Source organism: Occultella kanbiaonis (assembly GCF_009708215.1).
Taxonomy (GTDB): Bacteria; Actinomycetota; Actinomycetes; order Actinomycetales; family Beutenbergiaceae; genus Occultella; species Occultella kanbiaonis.
In genome coordinates, this window is sequence record NZ_CP046175.1 from 358,624 (window position 1) to 377,776 (window position 19,153).

17 protein-coding genes are annotated in these 19,153 nt (G+C 71.6%); 10 read left to right on the top strand and 7 right to left on the bottom strand.

Going from position 1 to position 19,153, the window contains the following annotated elements; all coding sequences use genetic code 11:
- The first annotated feature begins 18 nt into the window (after nt 1-18).
- Entirely contained in the window at nt 19-1,128 is a 1,110-nt protein-coding gene (locus tag GKS42_RS01555) for an enolase C-terminal domain-like protein (protein ID WP_154792247.1), read from the top strand.
- On the opposite strand, the gene GKS42_RS01560 is transcribed toward GKS42_RS01555, so the two are convergent.
- The 4 genes from GKS42_RS01560 to GKS42_RS01575 form a co-directional block, all read right to left on the bottom strand.
- Nucleotides 1,125-2,036, bottom strand: coding sequence for an SDR family NAD(P)-dependent oxidoreductase (locus GKS42_RS01560; RefSeq protein ID WP_154792248.1), 912 nt, complete (start codon nt 2,034-2,036; stop codon nt 1,125-1,127). The genes GKS42_RS01555 and GKS42_RS01560 overlap by 4 nt on opposite strands.
- 70 nt (nt 2,037-2,106) lie before the next feature.
- Nucleotides 2,107-2,334, bottom strand: coding sequence for a DUF6458 family protein (locus tag GKS42_RS01565; RefSeq protein ID WP_154792249.1), 228 nt, complete (start codon nt 2,332-2,334; stop codon nt 2,107-2,109).
- A gap of 98 nt (nt 2,335-2,432) precedes the next feature.
- Nucleotides 2,433-2,948: a mannonate dehydratase gene (locus GKS42_RS01570; RefSeq protein ID WP_290368043.1), complete on the bottom strand. Its 516-nt coding sequence runs from the start codon at nt 2,946-2,948 to the stop codon at nt 2,433-2,435.
- Nucleotides 2,945-4,018, bottom strand: a complete 1,074-nt coding sequence (locus tag GKS42_RS01575) for a LacI family DNA-binding transcriptional regulator (RefSeq protein ID WP_154792251.1) — start codon at nt 4,016-4,018, stop codon at nt 2,945-2,947. The genes GKS42_RS01570 and GKS42_RS01575 overlap by 4 nt, the downstream gene beginning before the upstream one ends.
- A 374-nt stretch (nt 4,019-4,392) precedes the next feature.
- On the opposite strand from GKS42_RS01575, the gene GKS42_RS01580 reads away from it, so the two are divergent.
- The 8 genes from GKS42_RS01580 to GKS42_RS01615 all read left to right on the top strand — a co-directional run bounded on the left by GKS42_RS01580 (nt 4,393) and on the right by GKS42_RS01615 (nt 14,033).
- Nucleotides 4,393-5,703 carry an ABC transporter substrate-binding protein gene (locus GKS42_RS01580; RefSeq protein ID WP_168217704.1) on the top strand — a complete coding sequence of 437 codons (1,311 nt, stop codon included), beginning with the start codon at nt 4,393-4,395 and terminating at the stop codon, nt 5,701-5,703.
- 131 nt (nt 5,704-5,834) lie between these two features.
- Complete coding sequence (locus tag GKS42_RS01585) at nt 5,835-6,872, top strand: carbohydrate ABC transporter permease (protein WP_232847873.1); 1,038 nt, start codon at nt 5,835-5,837, stop codon at nt 6,870-6,872.
- Nucleotides 6,869-7,831, top strand: coding sequence for a carbohydrate ABC transporter permease (locus GKS42_RS01590; protein WP_154792253.1), 963 nt, complete (start codon nt 6,869-6,871; stop codon nt 7,829-7,831). Before GKS42_RS01585 ends, GKS42_RS01590 begins: the two co-directional genes overlap by 4 nt.
- 77 nt (nt 7,832-7,908) lie before the next feature.
- On the top strand, nt 7,909-8,673 hold the full coding sequence (locus GKS42_RS01595; RefSeq protein ID WP_154792254.1) for an SDR family NAD(P)-dependent oxidoreductase: 765 nt from the start codon (nt 7,909-7,911) through the stop codon (nt 8,671-8,673).
- On the top strand, nt 8,670-10,502 hold the full coding sequence (locus GKS42_RS01600; RefSeq protein WP_154792255.1) for a heparinase II/III domain-containing protein: 1,833 nt from the start codon (nt 8,670-8,672) through the stop codon (nt 10,500-10,502). The genes GKS42_RS01595 and GKS42_RS01600 overlap by 4 nt, the downstream gene beginning before the upstream one ends.
- Nucleotides 10,499-12,547, top strand: coding sequence for a DUF4962 domain-containing protein (locus GKS42_RS01605; protein ID WP_154792256.1), 2,049 nt, complete (start codon nt 10,499-10,501; stop codon nt 12,545-12,547). Before GKS42_RS01600 ends, GKS42_RS01605 begins: the two co-directional genes overlap by 4 nt.
- Before the next feature lie 8 nt (nt 12,548-12,555).
- Nucleotides 12,556-13,224 carry a DUF624 domain-containing protein gene (locus GKS42_RS01610; RefSeq protein WP_154792257.1) on the top strand — a complete coding sequence of 223 codons (669 nt, stop codon included), beginning with the start codon at nt 12,556-12,558 and terminating at the stop codon, nt 13,222-13,224.
- Nucleotides 13,221-14,033 (top strand): IclR family transcriptional regulator, encoded by an 813-nt coding sequence (locus GKS42_RS01615; RefSeq protein WP_154792258.1) that lies wholly within the window; start codon nt 13,221-13,223, stop codon nt 14,031-14,033. Before GKS42_RS01610 ends, GKS42_RS01615 begins: the two co-directional genes overlap by 4 nt.
- Here the strand turns inward: GKS42_RS01615 and GKS42_RS01620 are convergent.
- Both GKS42_RS01620 and GKS42_RS01625 read right to left on the bottom strand, forming a co-directional pair.
- Nucleotides 13,946-15,007: an acetylxylan esterase gene (locus GKS42_RS01620; protein WP_154792259.1), complete on the bottom strand. Its 1,062-nt coding sequence runs from the start codon at nt 15,005-15,007 to the stop codon at nt 13,946-13,948. The two genes, GKS42_RS01615 and GKS42_RS01620, sit on opposite strands and share 88 nt — an antisense overlap.
- Nucleotides 15,008-15,060: 53 nt before the next feature.
- Nucleotides 15,061-16,422 (bottom strand): SGNH/GDSL hydrolase family protein, encoded by a 1,362-nt coding sequence (locus GKS42_RS01625; protein WP_210769283.1) that lies wholly within the window; start codon nt 16,420-16,422, stop codon nt 15,061-15,063.
- Between the two features lie 220 nt (nt 16,423-16,642).
- Between GKS42_RS01625 and GKS42_RS01630 the strand changes: the two genes are divergently transcribed.
- Nucleotides 16,643-18,604 (top strand): right-handed parallel beta-helix repeat-containing protein, encoded by a 1,962-nt coding sequence (locus tag GKS42_RS01630; RefSeq protein ID WP_168217705.1) that lies wholly within the window; start codon nt 16,643-16,645, stop codon nt 18,602-18,604.
- An 87-nt stretch (nt 18,605-18,691) separates the two neighbouring features.
- On the opposite strand, the gene GKS42_RS01635 is transcribed toward GKS42_RS01630, so the two are convergent.
- Nucleotides 18,692-19,132, bottom strand: a complete 441-nt coding sequence (locus tag GKS42_RS01635) for an anthrone oxygenase family protein (protein ID WP_154792262.1) — start codon at nt 19,130-19,132, stop codon at nt 18,692-18,694.
- Between the last annotated feature and the right edge of the window lie 21 nt (nt 19,133-19,153).

Consider the following 19,153-nt stretch of genomic DNA (forward strand, 5'->3'; position numbering starts at 1 on the left):
GCCAGTACGCTCGTCACCGTGTCAGCCGAACAACGCATCGCCGCGATCGAGACAGCCGAACTCGTCACCCGCTACCCACGCACGATCGGGCGCAACGCCCGCCTCGGCAGCCATGGCTCCGGGCCGACGGCCACGGCCGTCCTGGTCCGGACGGCCGATGGCGCGAGCGGGTGGGGCATCGTCGGGAGGGGAGACCTCAAGGGAGCCGCCGCGCTCGTGGGCGAGGAGGTCGGGGCCCTGTTCGACCCGAGCTTCGGCGTCATCGATCCGCGGGCGTCCGCGCTCGACTTCGCGCTCCACGACCTGGCGGCGAAGGACGCGGGCGTGCCCGTGTACGAACTCCTCGGCGGTCGCGGTGAGACCGCGGTGCCGTGCTACTCCGGTGCCATCTACTTCGATGACCTCGATCCCGACGACGACCCACGCGGCGTGAGCGCGGTTCTCGCGAACTGCGCGTCGGACCGGGGCGCCGGCTACCGTGCGTTCAAACTCAAGATCGGTCGCGGTCACCGCTGGATGGACGCCGAGGCCGGCTTCGCGCGCGACGTCGAGGTCACCCACGCGGTCCGCGCGGCCCACCCGGACGCACGGATCCTGGTGGACGCGAACAACGGCTTCAGCCCACTCGAGACGGTCCGATACCTACGGGCCGTCGCCGACTGCGAGCTCTACTGGCTCGAGGAGCCCTTCCACGAGGACCCCGACGGATTGCGGCTGGTCCGTGACTTCCTGCGTGAGAGTGGCTCCTCGACCCTGATCGCGGACGGCGAGTTCGAGCCCGACGAGGCCCAGGTGCTCGAGCTCGCCGGAGCCGGGCTCATCGACGTCCTGCTCATGGACATCGTCTCGTTCGGCCTCACGGACTGGCGGCGGGTGATGCCCGCCGTCCGTGAGTCGGGCGCCGACGCCTCCCCGCACGCGTGGGGCCTGCCCATCAAGACCTACTACGCCGCCCAGCTGGCGGCGGGCCTGGGATCGGTCCGGACGGTCGAGGGTGTCCCCGGGGTCACGGAAGGCGTCGACGCGAGCGGCTACGGCCTCATCGACGGGGTGCTCGCCGTTCCGGACGCGCCGGGATTCGGCCTCGCGCTCACCGCACCCACACGCCCGGTGACGCCGACGCGCTAACCGGACGCTGCGCCGTCGAGCCCGACGAGCCGGGCGCTATCGGCCCACAACGCGTCGGCGAGGTCGTCCCGGACGGCCAGCGTCGAGGGGTCGATCCAGGTGAGGCTGCCCGAGCGCAGCGCGGCGTAACCGCGCTCGTCCGGGGCGCGCCGACTGCCGTCGGCGAGATCGGTCAGGGCCTGCCCGGCGGCCTTCGCGGTGTTGAGGGTCGGCTGGAACCGGCGCAACGGGGCACCCGCCCCGGTGCCGAGCACCGCCCACGCCGCCCGCATCGGTGCCGGCAGGTCGCGGACGAGTCCGGTGCCGAACACCTGGCCCGGGTCGTAGGCGATCACCGTCGCATCACGCTCGCGGACCTCGGCTCGGGTTCGCAATGCCCGGGCGTTCAGGATCGCGCAGAGCTTGGCCGCGGTGTAGGCGCGCTGACCGGCCCTGCGCGGCTTCGAGTCCCGGTCCGGATCACGATCCGGGTGGGCGAGCAGATCGGCATCGGCATGGCGGGGGACGGCGAGACTCGCCTTCGTGGCGGGGTCGTGGGTGCCGCTCGTGGTCAGCACGATGCGGGCGCCCGGGGCCAGGACCGGGAGCAGGAGCCGGGTGAGCAGATAGTGCCCGAGATGGTTCAGGACGAACGTGGTCTCGTACCCATCCGCGGTCCGGCCGTCGGCGTCCGGCCGGATCCCACCGGCATTGAGCAGCAGGCCGTCGATCCGGGAGTCGCCGAGGCGCTCACGCACCGAGGCTGCGAACGCGCGGACCGAGTCGAGACTGGTCACGTCCATGGCGTCGGCCCGGTCCACGGGCGAGCGCGCCCCGACGATCACCCGGGTCTGCGGAGGGCCGGCCAGCGATGCCGCGCTGAGTGCACCGAAGCCGGAGCTGCCACCGGTCATCACATAGGTCGCCACGGTGTCCGCCTCTCGTGGGCCGCTTCGACAGCGTAGGGGGTCGGGACCCGAGGCTCGGTAGCGTGGGTGGTCAGCGCGGCGGCTCGACCGGGGGCGGTCCCTCGCGGCGTTCGACCACCGTGTGGGAGGTGTTGGTGCGTTGGCGGTTCATGACCAGCGCGATGATCAGGGCGATCGCCCCGGCCGCCATGCAGATGTAGCCGATCATGGTCAGGTCCACGACGTCCCAACTGTCCCGCACCGCGAAACTGAGGATCGCGCCGAGCACGATCAGGAAGATTCCTCCACCGATGCCCATGTCTGATCTCCCTCCGGCCCAGCCGAGTGTCCGGTGCCGCTCCCATGGTGCCCGCGGACGGGCCTCTCCGCATGTCGACAGTGGTGGCGCCCCTCTGTTCAGACGGGGGCCGTGACGGCGCCGCTGAGCCCGCGCGGGTACGTGCGGCTGTGCGTGCTGCCGGCGCGCATGATTGCGTCGTCCCCGTCGAGTCGGGGGACACGGTCGGGCACCGCGGGGACGTTGAAGCCGATCTCGTGGAGGGCCCGTACGACCCGAACCAGCTCCAGGTAGCCCTCGTCCGGAAGGGTCTCCTCGAATGCGGGCAGCGGCCCGGTGACGTTGCGCCGGTGCACGTCTGCGAACGGGCCCCGCCGACCGTAGTTCTCGATCATCGCGAACATGTCCGCGCCGCCCTCGGGCCAGGTGCCCACACAGAAGGTCGGGCCCCAGCGACTGCGACCAGCCGCACGTGCCTCCGCCCTCTGGTAGCCGTCGGCATTCCTGAACCACGTCGCGACGCCGCTCATCATGGGGATCGGTGGGTCGTCGGTGGAGTAGGTGTTCCCGGATGGAAGTCGAAGTCGGCCACCTCGATGCCGACTGCGCCGAGGCTCGCGATGTGCGAGCCTCACGCGGAGAGCTCGGCCTCGGTGCCCGCGGCGGGTGGGGCACTCGAGGCGCGCACGACGAGCTCGGGGCGGAGCAGGACCGACCGGCCGGCTTCGGTGTCGGACCGGGTCTCGCTGGCGATGATCTCCTCGACGGCCAGGCGGGCCATCTCGGCGATGGGCTGGCGGATCGTGGTCAGCGGCGGGTCGTAGAGGTCCGCCAGGACGATGTCATCGAAGCCGACGACGGAGACGTCCTTGCCGACCCGCAGATCCAGGTCGCGCAGTCCCCGGCAGACTCCCAGCGCGGTCATGTCGTTGATCGCGACCACGGCGGTCGGTCGGTCCGCGCGGGAGAACAGCTCGTGCGCCGCACGCCGGCCCACTTCGGCGGCTTCGACGTCGCCGAACGGCACGGCGTCCATCCCGGGCCACGAGGGCATGTCGTCGACGTCGATCCCGGCCGCCTCAAGGGCGGAGCAGAACCCGCGATACCGGGCGGTGCGGTTGACGCTTCGCAGCGATCCGGAGATGAATGCCAGGCGCCGGTGGCCCAGCTCGATCAGGTGCGATGCGGCCAGGTAGCCGCCCATCGGGTTGTTGATGCTGATGCTGACGACGGAGGCCGGGTCGTCCGGCTGGGCCGGCCGGTCGAACGTGACCAGGTGCAGCCCGCGCTCGATCGTCGGGGCGAGGTGGGCCAGCGACGGCAGCGAGGTGCACAGCACCATGCCACGTACGCCGTCCTCCCAGAGTTCCTCGACGTAACGGCGCTCGCGCTCGGGGTCGCGCTCGCTGTTGCACAGGAGCAGGTTGTACCCACGGGCCAGGGCCGCGGACTCGAGCTCACGCGCGAACGCTCCCCAGAACGGGTTGCCCACCGAGGGCACCACCAGGCCCAGCGTGCGGGTCCGTCCAGTGCGCAACTGGCGCGCCGCCCGGTTCGGCCGGTAACCGAGCTCGGCGATCGCCGCGTCGATGCGATCCTTCGTGGCGGGCAGCATGCGTTCGATCCGCCCGTTGAGCAGGTTCGAGACAGTGCTGGGCGACACCCCGGCGGCTCGTGCCACCTGCTGAATCGTGACTTGTCCCATGGTCCCCATCCTCAAGGTTCTCGCGTACTGCGCGGCCGGGGAAGAGGCTCGTAGCGGTCCTCGTCCACCGGCGGGTGCCGCGGCGTGCCGTCGGTGGCACTCCGATGCATCGGTGCACCATCCTGCCACGGATCGTGGACGTGCGGTGCAACGTGTACTCGGTGCGCTAGCCGCGAACGGCTTGCAAATCATCACTTGACTCTCCGGCGAACTTGTATCTAGTGTCAGTGCATCGATACACCGGGGATCTCGGATACAGAAGTCCGATCCTCCCGATGGAGAACCCCGACGCCGTTGTCGAACGCCTGCCGACGACGTCTGCACCGATCGAGTTCCACCCCGATGTCACATGCACCCTCGAAGGGAAACCACGCATGAGTTCCAGAACGAGTCGCACGCGGCGCTGCGCTGCCGGCCTGACCGCGGCCCTTGCCCTGACCCTCGCCGCCTGCTCCGCCGGCAGTGACGCCGGTGGCGGTGGCGACGCCGCCCCCGGCGAGGTGAGTGGCGACATCACGCTGCTCACCCCGATCTACGAGGGCACCGAGGGGCAGCGCCTCCTCGAGGACGAGTTGCTCCCACAGTTCTACGAGCAGTATCCGAACGTCACCGTGACCGTGGACTACACCACGTACGGGCAGCTCAACGAGAAGCTCACCACAGCCGTCGCCTCCGGCCTCATCCCGGACGTCATGATGATGGGCGTCGGCTGGATCGAAGGGTTCGCCGACCGCGGCATCCTCGCGAACCTGTCCGAGGACGCCGGGTACACCCAGGCCGACCTCGAGGCGGACTACGCCCCCCAGATCGTCGAGGCCGGCATGTGGGACGACAGCGTGTTCGCGCTCCCGATCATGCTCGACACCCGCGTCGGCGTGGCCCGGATGGACCTGCTCGCCGAGGCGGGCTATGACCACACCCCGACCTCCTGGGAGGAACTGCGGGAGATGGCGATCGCGCTCACGGAGCGGGACGCCGCCGGCACCCTGCAGCGGACCGGGTTCGACATCATGTCCACGGACCTGCGCCAGGGCTTCGAGACCATGTTCTTCTCCTCCGGGGGCTCCCTGTTCAACGAGGACTTCACCGAGCCCACGTTCAACTCGCCCGAGGGCGTCGAGACCCTGCAGTTCCTCGTCGATCTCGTCAACACCGACGGCATCGAGGACATCGGCTTCACGAGCACCGACGCCGAGGTGAACCCGCTGCTCAACGGTCGGGCGGCCATGGGCATCGCCCACAACAGCCTCTGGACCCAGGCCGAGGACGCCGCGCCGGACGTCATGGAACACCTGCAGCCGTTCACGATCCCCGGCGAGGTGCCCGGGATGTTCTTCGGCGGCACCATGGCCTCGGTCGCGGCCGGCTCCGAGCACCCGGAGGCGGCGCAGGCCCTCACCGAGTTCCTTGCCAGCCCGGACGCTGCCCTCGCCGCGAACGAGCAGCGAGGCAACGTGCCCGCCCTGACCGAGCTGCTCGACAGCGACTACGTGCAGGGCAACGTGATGGTCCAGTTCGCCATGGAGAACCTGGACGTCGCCCAGCGCGAGGGTGGTCCGCCCGCGTGGCTGGAGATCCGCGGCGACATCAAGCCCGCGATCGAGGCAGCCCTGCTTCAGCAGCAGACGCCACAGGAGGCGCTGGACACGCTGGCCGACGCCGCCCAGGCGGCGATCGACCGATAGCACCGGTGTGGCCCGGCCGGCTGAACGGGCCGGCCGGGCCTCGTCGGAGCGCACCTGCGTCAGCGGCAGGGCGCGGCCGATCGACTACTCGCCCGGGTGCGGGCGAAGCGACATTCGACAAGGACGTGATGATGAGCGCAGCACAGCACAACCCGGCCGCGGGCGCCGCGGTGCTGGCCGCCGCGGACGGCACCGGGCTCGCACCGACGGCCGATGCGACGCCCGCCGCGACCGGCCCGATGGCCCTACTGACCGGTCGCCTGCGTGGCGGCCGGCGGCGCCCGCCCCGGGTCGCGCCGTCGCGGTCGGGTCGCAAGACCCGGCGCGCCGGCTGGCTGATGGTGGCCCCGACGATCGCGCACATCGGACTGTGGACGCTGATCCCGGTGCTCGCGACCTTCGCGCTGAGCCTGACCGACTACAGCGTGTTCGACGCACCGGCCTGGATCGGCCTGGCCAACTACGTCGAGATCATCAACGATCCCGCGTTCCGCAAGGCCACCTGGAACACGATCGTCTACACGTTCTGGACCGTGCCGGTCTCGATGGCGATCGCCGTCGTGATCGCGGTCATGCTGAACCAGAAGCTGCGCCTGCAGAACTGGTACCGGGCCGCGTTCTTCCTGCCACAGGTCACCGCCACCGTCGCGATCGCGATGGTCTGGCTGTGGATGTTCAACCCGCAGACCGGCCTCATCAACGGGATCCTCTCGGTGGTCGGCATCCCCGGCCAGGCCTGGCTCGTGGACCCCGAGTGGGCCCTCTGGGCGGTGATCCTGGTGGGCGTGTGGCAGGGCATCGGCATGAAGATGCTCATCTACATCGCGGCGCTGCAGAACATCGACGAGAGCCTCTACGAGGCGGCCTCCATCGACGGCGCCTCCGCGGTCCGCAAGTTCTTCGCGATCACGCTGCCGATGCTCAAGCCGGCCACGTTCTTCGTGTTCGTGATCTCGATCATCGGCGCCTTCCAGGTCTTCGACCAGGTCTACGTGCTGACCGACGGCGGACCGGCGAACGCCACCACGATGATGACCTACGAGGTCTACCGGGCCGCGTTCCAGGACTTCCGGATGGGCCTGGCCTGCGCACAGTCCGTCCTGCTGTTCGCGTTCCTGCTCGTGTTGACCCTGATCAGCCGCCGCGCCACTCGAGGTGATGAGGAATGAGCACGTCCACCCCTGCCGCACCGCCCGCCACCTCGGCCGCAGAGGTCCGACCGTCCCGCCCTTCCGCGAGCAACCGCCGGGATCGCAGGGCACGCGACCGTCGACGTTTCGCGACCCGGAGCCTGCTGAACCTGTTCCTGCTCGTGGGTGCCTTCACGATGATCGTCCCGTTCCTGTGGATGATCTTCACGTCGCTGAAGAGCCCGGCCGAGCTCGCCCTGTTCCCGCCGACGTTCTGGCCGCAGGAGTGGCGCTGGGAGAACTACCCGGAGGCCCTCGCGGCGGCACCGTTCCACATCTACTTCCGGAACAGCTTCATCATCGCCTTCAGCCACACCGCGATCACGCTCGTGTTCGCCTCCATGGCCGGATACGCGCTCGCCAGGATCCCGTTCCGGGGCCGGGAGTGGATCTTCATGGGCATCGTCGCGATGCTGATGATCCCGACCTACTCCAAGATCGTGCCGCAGTTCCTGATCGTGCGCTTCATGCCGCTGTTCGGCGGCAACGACATCCTCGGTCAGGGTGGCACCGGCTGGCTGAACAGCTGGTGGGCCCTGATCATCCCGGGTGGGCTGAGCGCCTCGGCGATCTTCCTGTTCCGGCAGTTCTACCTGTCCCTACCCAAGGAGCTCGAGGAGGCCGCCCGACTGGACGGCCTCGGCGAGTACCGGATCTTCGCGCAGATCTACACGCCCCTGGTCAAGCCCGCGCTCGCCACCGTCGGGCTGCTCACCTTCCAGGACAGCTGGAACAACTTCCTCTGGCCACTGCTGGTGACCACGAGCGACAACCTGCGCGTCATCCAGGTCGGTCTCGCCGTGTTCCAGCAGCTCGAGGGCACCGCCTGGGGCTATCTGATGGCCGGCACCACGCTGGCCACCGTGCCGATGGTGCTGCTGTTCCTGTTCTGCCAGAAGTACTTCGTCCAAGGATTCGCGAACGCGGGCATCAAGTAGCGGCGCAGGCCCGGCGCCACCACGACCAGCAACGAACGGCCCCCGACCGGGAGCCCACCGAAGGAGAAGGAACCAGCATGCAGATCGACCTCACCGGACGCCGCGCACTCGTCACCGGGGGTGGTGCCGGGATCGGCGCCGCCATCGCCCATGCGCTCGGAGTGGCCGGTGCCGACGTCGCCGTCCACTACGCACACAGCAAGGAGGGAGCCGAGCGGGTCGCGGAGAGCCTCACCCGGCTCGGCCGCCGGTCCCTCGCCATCGGGGGCGACCTCACCGAGGCGGTCCAGGCCAAGGCCGTCGTCGAGCAGGCCGCCGGCGAGCTCGGTGGTCTGGACATCCTGGTCAACAACGCCGGCCACCTCGTGGCCAGGTCCCCGATCGCGGACATGAGCGACGAACTGTGGGAGCAGGTGGGTGCCGTCAACGTGAGCAGCACGTTCTTCACCACCCGCGCCGCGATCGGCTACCTGCGGGACTCGGCGGCAGGACGGGTGATCCTGATGTCCTCCCTCGCCGCGGAGAACGGCGGAGGTGCCGGCTCGGTGGCCTACGCGGCCTCGAAGGGCGCCGTCGTCGGCTTCGGTCGGGGACTGGCGAAGGAGCTCGCGCCGGACGCCATCACGGTGAACACGCTCGCCCCCGGGTTCATCGGCGACACGGCCTTCCACAACACGTTCAGCCCGCCGCAGGCCCAGGCCGCGATCATCGCAGGGGTACCGCTGAAGCGGGCCGGCACGGTGGACGACGTCGCCGGGGTCGCCGTGTTCCTCGCCTCGGACCTGTCGTCCTACGTGACGGGCCAGGTCGTGGACATCAACGGGGGAACGAACTTCCGGTGACCGACATCCTCGGCGCTCGCGGTGGGTGGTGGCACAACTACGTGTGCCCCACCCACGGCACGGAGCTCCTACCGGCCGACGGCGAGACCTACCCCTGCCCGCACGGCTGCCGCCTGCAGGGGGAGCCGTACGCCTCCGCGTGGACCGTGCTCGACCACCAGGCCAAGGCTCGGGCCGCGCGACACGCAGCCCACCGGTACCGAGCGGACGGGCGGGACGCCGACCGTGACGAGGCCACCCGGATCATCCGAGGGTTCGCGCGGGTGCATCATGATCTCGCGGGGGACTGGAGCGACCGGGCCGAGCCGTGGATGCTGCGAGGGCGGCTGTTCGCCCAGGCCCTCACCGAGGCCATCTGGGCCGTGCAGCTCGCCGACGCGATCGTCACCCTCGGGCCCGATGCACCCATGAGCACGGACGTCGTGGAACTGCTCGAGGGCCTGCTGACGACCGTGGCGGCTGCACGCGAGACCCTGGTGGTCGATCGAGGCGAGCCGGGCAGCAACTACACCGCCTGGCTCGACGCGGCCGGCGGCATGCTGAACCGGGCGCTCGAGGTGCTCGGCCGGCCCGCCGACGTCGGCACCTGGGTCGCGCGCACGTTCGAGCACCTGGAACTGGCCGTGGCGGGGGACGGTTGGGAGTGGGAGGGGTCCACCTACTACCACCTGTTCGTGCTGCGTGCCTACCTCCTCAACCTGCGCGGCACGCGGCCCGCCGACCTGCCGGCCGCCGCGGTCGCCAGGCTCGCCGCCATGGTCGCCGTGCTCAGCGGTCTCGCCACCGGCGACGGCACGCTCCCGATGCTCCACGACGGCCCGTACGACCGCGACGGCGTGCACCTCGAGGTTCTCGAGATCGCGGCACTCGCCGGCGGCCTGTGGCGCGAGACCGGCCTTGACCGCGTCGTCAACCACGCCCGACGGCGGTTGGCCGGCAGGTACGACGGGCTCGAGGACACGCTCGGGCCCTGGTTCGACGGCGATCCGCTGCCGGCGCTCACCGTCGACCGGGCGTCGGTGCACTTCGCGGATGCCGGCTACCTGGTCCTGCGGGACGCCACGGACTCCATCCAGGCGATCGTCGACGCCGGCCCGCACGGCGGCTCGCACGGGCACCTCGACAAGCTGGCCCTGTACCTCTACGGAGCCGACGGCGCCTGGCAGCCCGCGCCCGGGGTGCCGCCCTACGGCAGCCCGCTGCGCCGCGGGCACTACGCCCGCACGCTCGCGCACCCCACCGTCCGGGTGGACGACGCGGACCAGAACGAGAGTTCCGCCGTCGTCACGGCCTGGGAGGTGAGCGCGGACCGCACCCGCGCCGCCGCGCAGACCGACACGGCGATCGACGGCGTCCGGTTGCGACGCGAGGTGATCCTCGCCGGCGGGTGTCTCGTCGACGTGATGCGGGCCGAGACCCTCGACGGCGCGGCCCGGGACGTGACTCTCGCGTTGCGTCCCGCGGTGGCGCTGACGGTGTGGGCGGCCGACTGCGGCTGGCGGTCACGATGGGCCGCCGAGACCGGCGTCGCCGATCCGGACCGGTCGGTGGCGCCCGGCCCGGCTCAGCCGGCGGTGCTGCACGGCCTGCACGCCGCGACCGCGGCGGCCGACCTCGTGCTCGGCCCGGGCCGTGGCCCGTCCGACGACCCGTCCCGGCTCGTCCACGTCGCGGATTGGACCGCCAACGCCGCGGACGTCACGTTCGTGTCCGTGTACGCGGTCGGAACCGCCCCCGACGTGCTCACGATCGAAGCGACCGACGGGCAACTCACCGTCGGCGTCGGCGCGGCCGACGGTACCCGAACGACGTACGAGGTGATGAGATGACGAACCCAACCCTGCTCCTCGACGGCCACGAGGACCGGCTCCGCGCCGAGGCACAGGGCGTCCGTGCCGGCCAGTTCCGCCGGCTGCTCGAGGAGTGCGAGCGCTACCGCAGCGAGGTGCTGCCCACGGAGCATCCCAGCGCCTCGATCACCTACCTCGGTGCGGCGGCCGCGAACCTCGCGCTCGCGTACCGGATCACCGGGCAGGCCCACTACCTCACCGAACTGCGCCGCTGGCTCGCGGTTCCGGTGGGGTTCGTGCACTGGGGCAGGGCACACATGCCCGATCACGACCTGGACGCGGGCTGGCTGCTGCACGGGCTCGGGCTCGCGTACTCCTGGGCCGGGCCCGCACTACCCGCCGACGAACGGACCGCCCTGCGGGACAAGCTGATCCTGCAGGGTGCGCGGATGTACGAGTTCGCCGTCTCCACCGAGGGGCAGTGGTGGTCCTCGTCGTACTGGCAGAACCACAACTGGATCTGTTACGCCGGGCTCGCGACGGCCGGCTACGCCGTGACCGCCGAGCACCCGGCGGCCCGGGACTGGACCGAGCGGGCGAAGGCGAACTTCGACATGGTCCTGGACCTGCTTCCCGCGGACGGCTCGAACTCCGAGGGTGTCGTCTACTGGCGCTACGGCGAGCCCTGGCTGGTCAGCTACCTCGACGTGCTGCGGTCCGCGGAAGGGCTCGACTGGTTCGGTCGCAGCGACCACCTGCGCGAGACGTTCTGGTACCGCCTCTACCAGGCGGCGCCGGACCTGGAACGGATCGTCGACCACGGCGACTGCCACGACCGCCGCAGCGGGCACCCGGTGGCGATGTACTACAAGCTGGCGTCGGAGTACGGGATCGGCCAGGCGCAGTGGCTGGCCGCGCAGGTCACCGACCGGTTCCTCTGGCGCGAGGCGTACGAGAGCGGGGTCCGCCCCGGGATCAGGGCCGAGGCGTACCAGGAGTTCCTCTGGTACGACCCGAACGTCGCGCCGGTGGCGCCCGACGACCTGCCGACGAGCCGGCACTTCCCCGACCTCGGCCTCGTGGTGGGCCGGACCTCGTGGGCCGAGGACGCCACCCTGGTCTCGTTCAAGGCATCCCCGGGTGGTGGCCACAAGGCCTGGGACACCTCCCACGATCTGCTCGAGCAGCGCGGCTGGGTGACCCTGAGCGCCGGGCACCACCACCCGGACTCCGGCACGTTCGTGCTGCTCGGCGAGGGCTCCTACCTGGCCGTGGACGAGGGGTACTCCTCCCGCAAGCGCACCGCGCACCACAACGCCGTCCTCGTGGACGGCAACGGGTACGTCAACACCGGCCGCTACCACGTCTACAAGGACCTGGACCGCGAGTACACCGGCCGGATCGTGACCACGACGCTCGGCTCGGGCTGGACCCACGCGGTCAGCGAGGTCGCCGCCATGTACGACCGGTCGCTGGGGGTGCGGCGGGTCCGCCGGCACCTCGTGCTCACCCCGGGCGGGATCCTCGTGCTGGTGGACGACCTCGCGGCGGATGCCCCACGCGAGTGGACCTGGCTGCTCCAGACCGACAACCCGGCAGCACCGGTGGAAGCCGGTACCGACGGCACCCCCGAGCTCTGGCGCGCGGAAGCCGGCCGCGGCGCGCTCGCCATCCACGCGGTCGCGCCCGCGGTTGCGCGAACCGACGTGGTGCCCACGCCGATCCATGCGAACCCGACCTCATCGACGCCGTCGCTGGCGATCGAGAAGGTCCAGCACACGCTGCGGCGCACCGTCGGCCCGGCGGCGGAGGCGACGATCGTGAGCGTGCTCGAACCCCGGCCGTGGTCCGTCGACGGCGGAGCCCGGGTCCGGGCGCAGACCGACGGCCGCGTGGTCAGCGTGGAGATCACGGCCGACGGCGCCATCGAGCGGGTCGTGCTCGACCTGGACGGCGCCGCGGTGCCCGGCACGGGTGCGGCGGTCACGGGCGAGGGGTTCGCCGGGTGGCGCACCGAGCCCGGCGACGCGGACCCGACACGCTCCGCCGGTGCGGAGCTCGCCGAGGCGCCGAGGCGGCAATGATGAGCGCCGTGACCACACGCAGGCGCCGGGGCTGGGAGCAGCGACTCCTCGCCGCGATGGCCTACCCCGCGAACCTCGCCCTCGGCGGCGTGGCCGCGTTCATCCTGGCCCTCCCGGTGATCACCGCGGTACCCGCCGTGATCGCGCTCGGGCGGGCCTACGGGTCGTGGTTGCGCGAGGGTGATGATGCGGTGTTCACGGGCACCTTCCGCGAGTTCGCGGCGACCTGGCGGCGGAGCCTGCCGCTCGGGTTGGCGGGCGCCGTGGTCGTGGCCCTGCTGGTGGTGAACGCGACGTTCCTGATGGACCGCCTCGACGCGGGTCCTGATCCGCTCGCGCTGGTGCTGGTGCTCGTGCTGGCGCCGGCGACGGCGGTCGTCGGCGCCGCCGTCACGCTGCTGCTCCTCGGGCTGCCGGTCGCGGCGCACCGGTCCCGGGACGCCGACGTCAAGCACTGGCTGGCGGAGTCCGGCTACCTGGTGGCACGCCGGCCGGTGCGCGCGCTCGCCCTCCTCGCGATCGTCGCCGCGTTCGTCTTCACCTGCGGGCTGCTGCCGACGATCGTGCCGTTCCTGGGCCTCTCACTTCCCGTGTACCTGGCGCACGTCTCGCTCGGCCAGGGCGACGGCGCCGGACCGGGCCGCGGTGGCACCGGGCCGGAGGCCGACCGCCGATGACCGTCACGCATCCGGGCCCCGAGCAGACGAGCGCGTCCGCGCTCGCCAAGGGACTGCGGGTGCTGGAGGCGGTGCTCACGAACCACCGGCTCACCGACATCTGCGCGACCACCGGACTCAGCTACGGCACCGTCCATCGCATCCTGGCCGAGCTCGTGGCCGGCGGGTGGGTCGTCCAGGACGCCGACCGGCGCTACCACCCGGGCCCGCGGCAGGACGGCATGGCGAGCCTGCGGCGACCCACCGCCGGCGGTGGCCTGGACCCGGCGCGTCGCGACCTCACCCCGCACCTGCTGCGCCTGCGTGACGCGACCGGCCTGACCGTGCACCTGGCCGCGGTGCGGGACGGCGCTCTGGTGTACGTCGCCAAGGTGGAGGCGCCCGGGTCCTACCTGCTCGGCTCCTACGTGGGCCTCGGGCTCGAGCTGCACGCGACCGCCATCGGCAAGGCGTACCTGGCGACCATGGCGCCCGAGCGAGCAGTGCGGCTGCTCACCCAACGTCCGGTGCATGCCCGCACCCGGCACACGCTGATCTCCCGCGCTCGCCTCCTGGTCGATCTGAGCCAGATCCGCGAGCGGGGCTGGGCGTTCGACAACGGGGAGAACGAGGAGGGCATCCGCTGCATCGGGGTGGCGCTGCGCGGCGCGGACGGTCAGGTCTGCGGCGGTGTGAGCGTGTCCGGCCCGGACGCTGCGCTGGAGCGGCCCACCATCGCCGCTCACGCGCGGGCGGTGGTCCGGGCGGGCGCCGCCATCGGGAGTGCGCTGGCCGCGTCCGGACCTGACCCGGACGGTGTGTCGGACTGAGCGGTCGGGCGGCCGAGGGTCTCGGCCAGGGCGGCCAACGTGCGCGGGACGCCGTACGGGCCACCGCCCTCGTGACCGTTGTAGTGGTACACCGCGATGTCCCTCGGGCCGGCGTACCGGTGATAGGCCGCATAGACGGTGGACGGCGGGCAGATGTTGTCCATCAACGCCACCGAGAACCAGGCGGGACAGGAAGCACGGGCGGCGAAGTTCACGCCGTCGAGATAGGAGAGGGTGCGCATCGCCGCGTCGACGCTGTCCCGGTGCCCGCTCAGCCAGCGCCGGATCTCCGCATAGGGACCGTTGTCGGTGATCGTGGACGCACGCCGGTAGTGACACATGAACGGCACGTCCACGATCGCGGCAGACAGGTCGTCCCGAAGGCCGGCCACCGCGAGGGCGAGCCCGCCGCCCTGGCTGCCACCGAGCACGGCGACCCTGCTCCCGTCGACCTCCGGCGCACCCTTCAGGGCGTCGACGGCCCGCACGGCATCGGTGATCAGGCGGCGATAGAAGTGGCGCTCGGGGTCCTCGATGCCGTTCGTCAGGAAGCCCGGTGCGGACGACCCGTGGCCCTCCGGGTTGAGGTCCGGGGTGTGCGCGACTGTCTTGCCGCCGCCGCCCTGACCCCGGTTGTCCATGATCAGGTGGGCGTACCCGGCGGCGCTCCAGGTGAGCCATTCGAACGGGATGCCGCGCCCACCGTTGTAGCCGATGTACTGCACGATGCCGGGCAGCCGGCCGGTCCGGTGCCGGGGCAGCAGCAGCCAGGCCTTGATCGGCTGGCCCGCGTAGCCGGGGAACGTCACGTCGAACACGTCCACCGTGCTCAGGCCGACGTCGACCCGCTCATAGCCGGCCACGCCCGCCGGGGAGTCGGCGAGGGTGCGCGCCCAGAACGCGTCGAAGTCTCCTGGCTCCTCGGGGGTTGGGCGATACTCGGCCAGGTGGTCGAGGGACATGTCGACGTACATCGTTCTCGCTTCTCGTGTTCGTGGTGGTCGTGACTGCTCTGCGTGGACCGCGCTCAGCGCAGCTCGCGCAGCGGCACCGCATCCGCGAGAGCCTGGGCGCCCGCGTCGTTCGGGTGCAGCCCGTCGCCACTGTCGTAGGCCGGCAACAGCCGCTGGGGCCGGGCCGGGTCGCGCACGGCCTCGTCGAAGTCGGCGACCGCGTCGAAGAGGCCGCCGAGGATGCCCGCGTTGACCCTGGCGCGTACCTGCTCCAGCTCCGGGGTGTACCGCTGCCAGCCCTCGAACGGTGTCACGGTCGCGCCGAGGACACGCAGGCCCTGGTCGCGCGCGCGGCGAACGATCTGGTCGAGGCCCGCCAGGATCACCGAGGCCTCGAGCTGGCTCGGCGGCTGCTGGATGTCGTTGATGCCGAGGTGCACCAGCAAGGTGGACAGGCCCGGCAGCCCGAACACGTCCCGGTCCAGACGCGCCTGGCCGCTCACCCCGAACCGGGCATCGTCGAGGAGCACCCGGTTCCCGCTGATGCCGAGGTTCGCGACCGCCGGCATGCGCTGCCGGTCACCGGGCCGCCCGGCCGGGACGCGGCCGGCGAGCAGGTCGGGCCAGCGTGAGTTCGCGTCCGTGGTGGTGCCGACCCCCTCGGCGATCGAGTCGCCGAGCACTGCCACGACCGCACGACCCCGCGCGGGCACGTCCAGCCCGGTGACCAGGTACGACGCGGTGCCGCTGGGGACGAACGCCGCGCCCGGATCGAGGACCCGGTCACCGGGCGCCGCGTAGCCGGTCGCATGCACGTTGCGGTGGAAACTCACCGGACCGGTCGGTCCCGCGAGGTAGACGCTGACCACCACGTCGCCGCCGTCGTCCGCCTGCCACGGTCGGGGACCGCCCGGCGCCGGCCGGACCACCGGGTCGCTGACGAGCGTGGCGCCGGCGGCGAGCAGCCCGGTCGGTGACCCGCCGAACGTGACCGCCGCGCTCGTGCCGGTGTCGATGTGCGCCCCGCCGGTGCCGAACGCCACCGATACCGGACCGATCAGGACCGGGTCGGCCCCGAACGGATTGCCGAACCGCAGCCGCACCTGGCCGCCGGCGCTCAGCCGCAGCACCTGCCGCACCGTGGTGTCGGTGAATCCAACGCTCGCCACCGGGTCCGCACCGGTGGGCGCGACCGGCGCCGTCGCCCAGCTCGCCGCCCAGCCCGCGCCACCGGCTCCCGGGTCGCTGCGCACCTCGGCGGTGGCCCCGGCCGCCGTGGGCGCCCCCGCCGCGCGAGTCGGGCGGGCGGCCAGGCCCACCAGCGCACCGGCTCCGCCGAGCAGCGCCCGCCGGCTCAGCACGCGAGCGGCCGGTGTGGGCCGTCGTGCTTCGCACGCCTTCGTGATGGGTGCGGCGCGCGCCCTCGTGATGGGCACGGCGCACGCCCTCGTGATGGGCGTGGCGCAGGTCCGCTCGTCATCGGTCTCCCTCTCGCAACGGCGCCGGCCGCGATGCCCGCGCCGGTGCCATGATGCAGCGGACGCTACGGCCGGGCGCCAGCGCGGACAAGACGTTTCCATTGGCCGGAAACCGGCCGGCTTTCCGTCAGCAGGGAAAGCGTTGACGCGGGCCCCCGGGGCCGCTTGCGTCGTCACCATGGATCTCACCCGAACCACCGGACGACGCCGTCCGGGACCCACCCGAACCCTGGCGATCGTCGTGAGCGCGGTCCTGGCCGGGACCGTCGCGACGGCGCTCCCGGCGGTGGCCGAGGTGGCCCCCGCCCACCACGAGGTCGTGAGCGTCACGGCGTCCGGAAGCGACGGCAACCTCCCCGAGAACGCGGTCGACGGGGATCCGACCACCCGTTGGTCCGCGCAGACGATCGACGGCGGCGAACCCCAGTGGCTCACCATCGACCTCGGGGCGGCGCACCAGGTCGGCTACCTCGGCATCGCCTGGCACCAGGGCGATCAGCGCGAGTCCTACTTCGACATCGAGGTCTCGGTCGACGGCCAGACGTGGACGGCAGCGACGACCGGGCGCGCAAGCTCCGGGGCCTCGCTGAACTTCGAGCCCGTGGAACTGGGGGTGGCGCCCGAGACCGGGCTCGCTGCCCGGTACCTGCGCTACGTCGGGCACGGCAACTCCGCGAGCGGCTGGAACAGTGTGACCGAGCTCCGGGCGTACCTGCCGAACCCCGACGGCGCCGTCGTGGACGATCTCTCCGACCTGCTGCCCGGCCCCGATCCGGACGCGGAGCCGTGGACGGCGCCCGGTCTGGTGACGCCGGACGGCACCCCGCACGAGGTCGCCGAACCCGCACCAGCGACCGGCGCCACGCTCGACGTGCGCGACTACGGGGCCGACCCGTCCCCCGACACCGGTGACGACGCCGTCGCCCTCCGTGCCGCGATCGCGGCGGCCGCGCCCGGGGACACCGTGCTCCTGCCGCCGGGGACGTACGACCTGGTCAGCACCGACCCCGCCGACCCCACCACCCATGTGGTGCTGCGCTCCGGGGTGCACCTGATCGGGTCCGGCGCCGACGTCACCATCCTGCGCTCCGCGCTCACCGAGGAGACCTCCGCCGGGAAGGTGCTGCGCGGCTACGGGATCCACGACGTCGTGATCGCCGGCCTGACCATCACCTCGACCTTCGACGGACCGTTCAGCGACGACCCGAACGACAACTCCATCGGCGGCGGCCCCACCTACGGGATCTACCTCGCCCACCAGGGGCCGAACGGCAGCGAACGGGTACTGGTCGAGAACGTCACCGTCGAGCGCTTCCAGCGGATCGCGATCCGGATCGAACGCAGCAGGGACGTGATCGTCCGCGGCAGCCACTTCGCGAACGCGACCTCCGTGGGCGGCGGCGGCGCCGGGTACGGCATCGCGATCCAGGGCGCCCCGGGCGAGGACCGGTATGCCTATGCCGACGACTCCCGGCACAACCTGATCACCGGCAACACCTTCGACGGCACGTATCTCAGGCACGCGATCCTGCTGCAGTACTACACCCACAACAACCTGATCAGCGGGAACACGATCACCGGCGGCGTGCTCGACGCGATCGACCTGCACGGCGAGGACGAGTACCTCAACGAGATCAGCCGGAACACGGTCACCGGTGGCAGGGCGGCGGGCATCGCCCTCGGCAACACCGGCGGTGGCGCCACCCAGCACGACGCCTCCGGGCCGGGCAACTGGGTCCACCACAACATCCTGCGGGGCAACCGGGAGGCCGTGATCGTGATGCTCGGCTCGCCGACGACCCTGATCGAGCACAACGTCATCGTCGCGGGCCAGTTCGCGCCGGCACGCTCCGGGATCGAGCTGCGCAACGCGCCGGGGACCGTGGTCCGGGCCAACATCATCACCGGGAACCGGGCCGAGGGATTCTGGGGGATCCGACTGGTCCCGGACCCGGGCGACGACGGTCACGCCGCCGGTGACCCCACCGACGTGCTGATCGAGGCCAATGTCGTGACCGGGAACGCGAACGGAGTCCGTATCGACGCCGGCACCGGGATCGAGCTGCGGGCCAACGTGATCGCCGGCAACCGTGGCGAGGACCTGCTCGTCGCCGATGGCGCGGAGGTGATCGGCGGCTGAGGCACTCGGTGCGCCGACCGTCGGTCGAGACCAGCCGGTCGCGCCCGAGAGTGGTGGCCGGTCCGAGGGAGTGGACCGGCTGCCCTCTCAGGCGGCGACCGCGACGGTCAGCAGCGTGAACGCGGCGACGATGATGGCGACGCGCAGGTAGTGCAGGGCGTCCCAGCGCCCCACCTGTTCGCGCCAGTCGGCCGGCGCCGTCTCGGGCGTCCAGGTCTTCGACCGGTTGTTGATGGGTACCAGCAGGGTGATCGAGATGATCACACTCAGCGTCAGCAGGGCCGCGGCGATCCAGGCCGCGATGGCTGCCTCGGGCAGCAGCAGAGCCGTCGCGGCGGTGAGCAGGAGCGAACCGAAGTACCAGAACGGCATCAGCCGGCCGAGCATCCGACCACCGTCGGCTCGGGCGAGGAGCCCGGCGTTCTCCGGCAGCCGGTCGGTGATCGGGTTGATGACGAACGCCACCGATGCCTCGACCCCCACCATCAGTCCCGTGACCACCACTGCGACGACTGGCAACCAGTCCATGTCCATCTCCTCTGTCCTGAA

Excerpts from the sequence above, each read along its gene's own strand:
- GKS42_RS01590 (WP_154792253.1), top strand. The coding sequence starts at position 6,869 with ATGAGCACGTCCACCCCTGCCGCACCGCCCGCCACCTCGGCCGCAGAG.
- GKS42_RS01575 (WP_154792251.1), bottom strand. The coding sequence starts at position 4,018 with ATGGGACAAGTCACGATTCAGCAGGTGGCACGAGCCGCCGGGGTGTCG.
- GKS42_RS01580 (WP_168217704.1), top strand. The coding sequence starts at position 4,393 with ATGAGTTCCAGAACGAGTCGCACGCGGCGCTGCGCTGCCGGCCTGACC.
- GKS42_RS01630 (WP_168217705.1), top strand. The coding sequence starts at position 16,643 with ATGGATCTCACCCGAACCACCGGACGACGCCGTCCGGGACCCACCCGA.
- GKS42_RS01635 (WP_154792262.1), bottom strand. The coding sequence starts at position 19,132 with ATGGACTGGTTGCCAGTCGTCGCAGTGGTGGTCACGGGACTGATGGTG.
- GKS42_RS01595 (WP_154792254.1), top strand. The coding sequence starts at position 7,909 with ATGCAGATCGACCTCACCGGACGCCGCGCACTCGTCACCGGGGGTGGT.
- GKS42_RS01620 (WP_154792259.1), bottom strand. The coding sequence starts at position 15,007 with ATGTACGTCGACATGTCCCTCGACCACCTGGCCGAGTATCGCCCAACC.
- GKS42_RS01605 (WP_154792256.1), top strand. The coding sequence starts at position 10,499 with ATGACGAACCCAACCCTGCTCCTCGACGGCCACGAGGACCGGCTCCGC.
- GKS42_RS01565 (WP_154792249.1), bottom strand. The coding sequence starts at position 2,334 with ATGGGCATCGGTGGAGGAATCTTCCTGATCGTGCTCGGCGCGATCCTC.
- GKS42_RS01615 (WP_154792258.1), top strand. The coding sequence starts at position 13,221 with ATGACCGTCACGCATCCGGGCCCCGAGCAGACGAGCGCGTCCGCGCTC.
- GKS42_RS01585 (WP_232847873.1), top strand. The coding sequence starts at position 5,835 with ATGAGCGCAGCACAGCACAACCCGGCCGCGGGCGCCGCGGTGCTGGCC.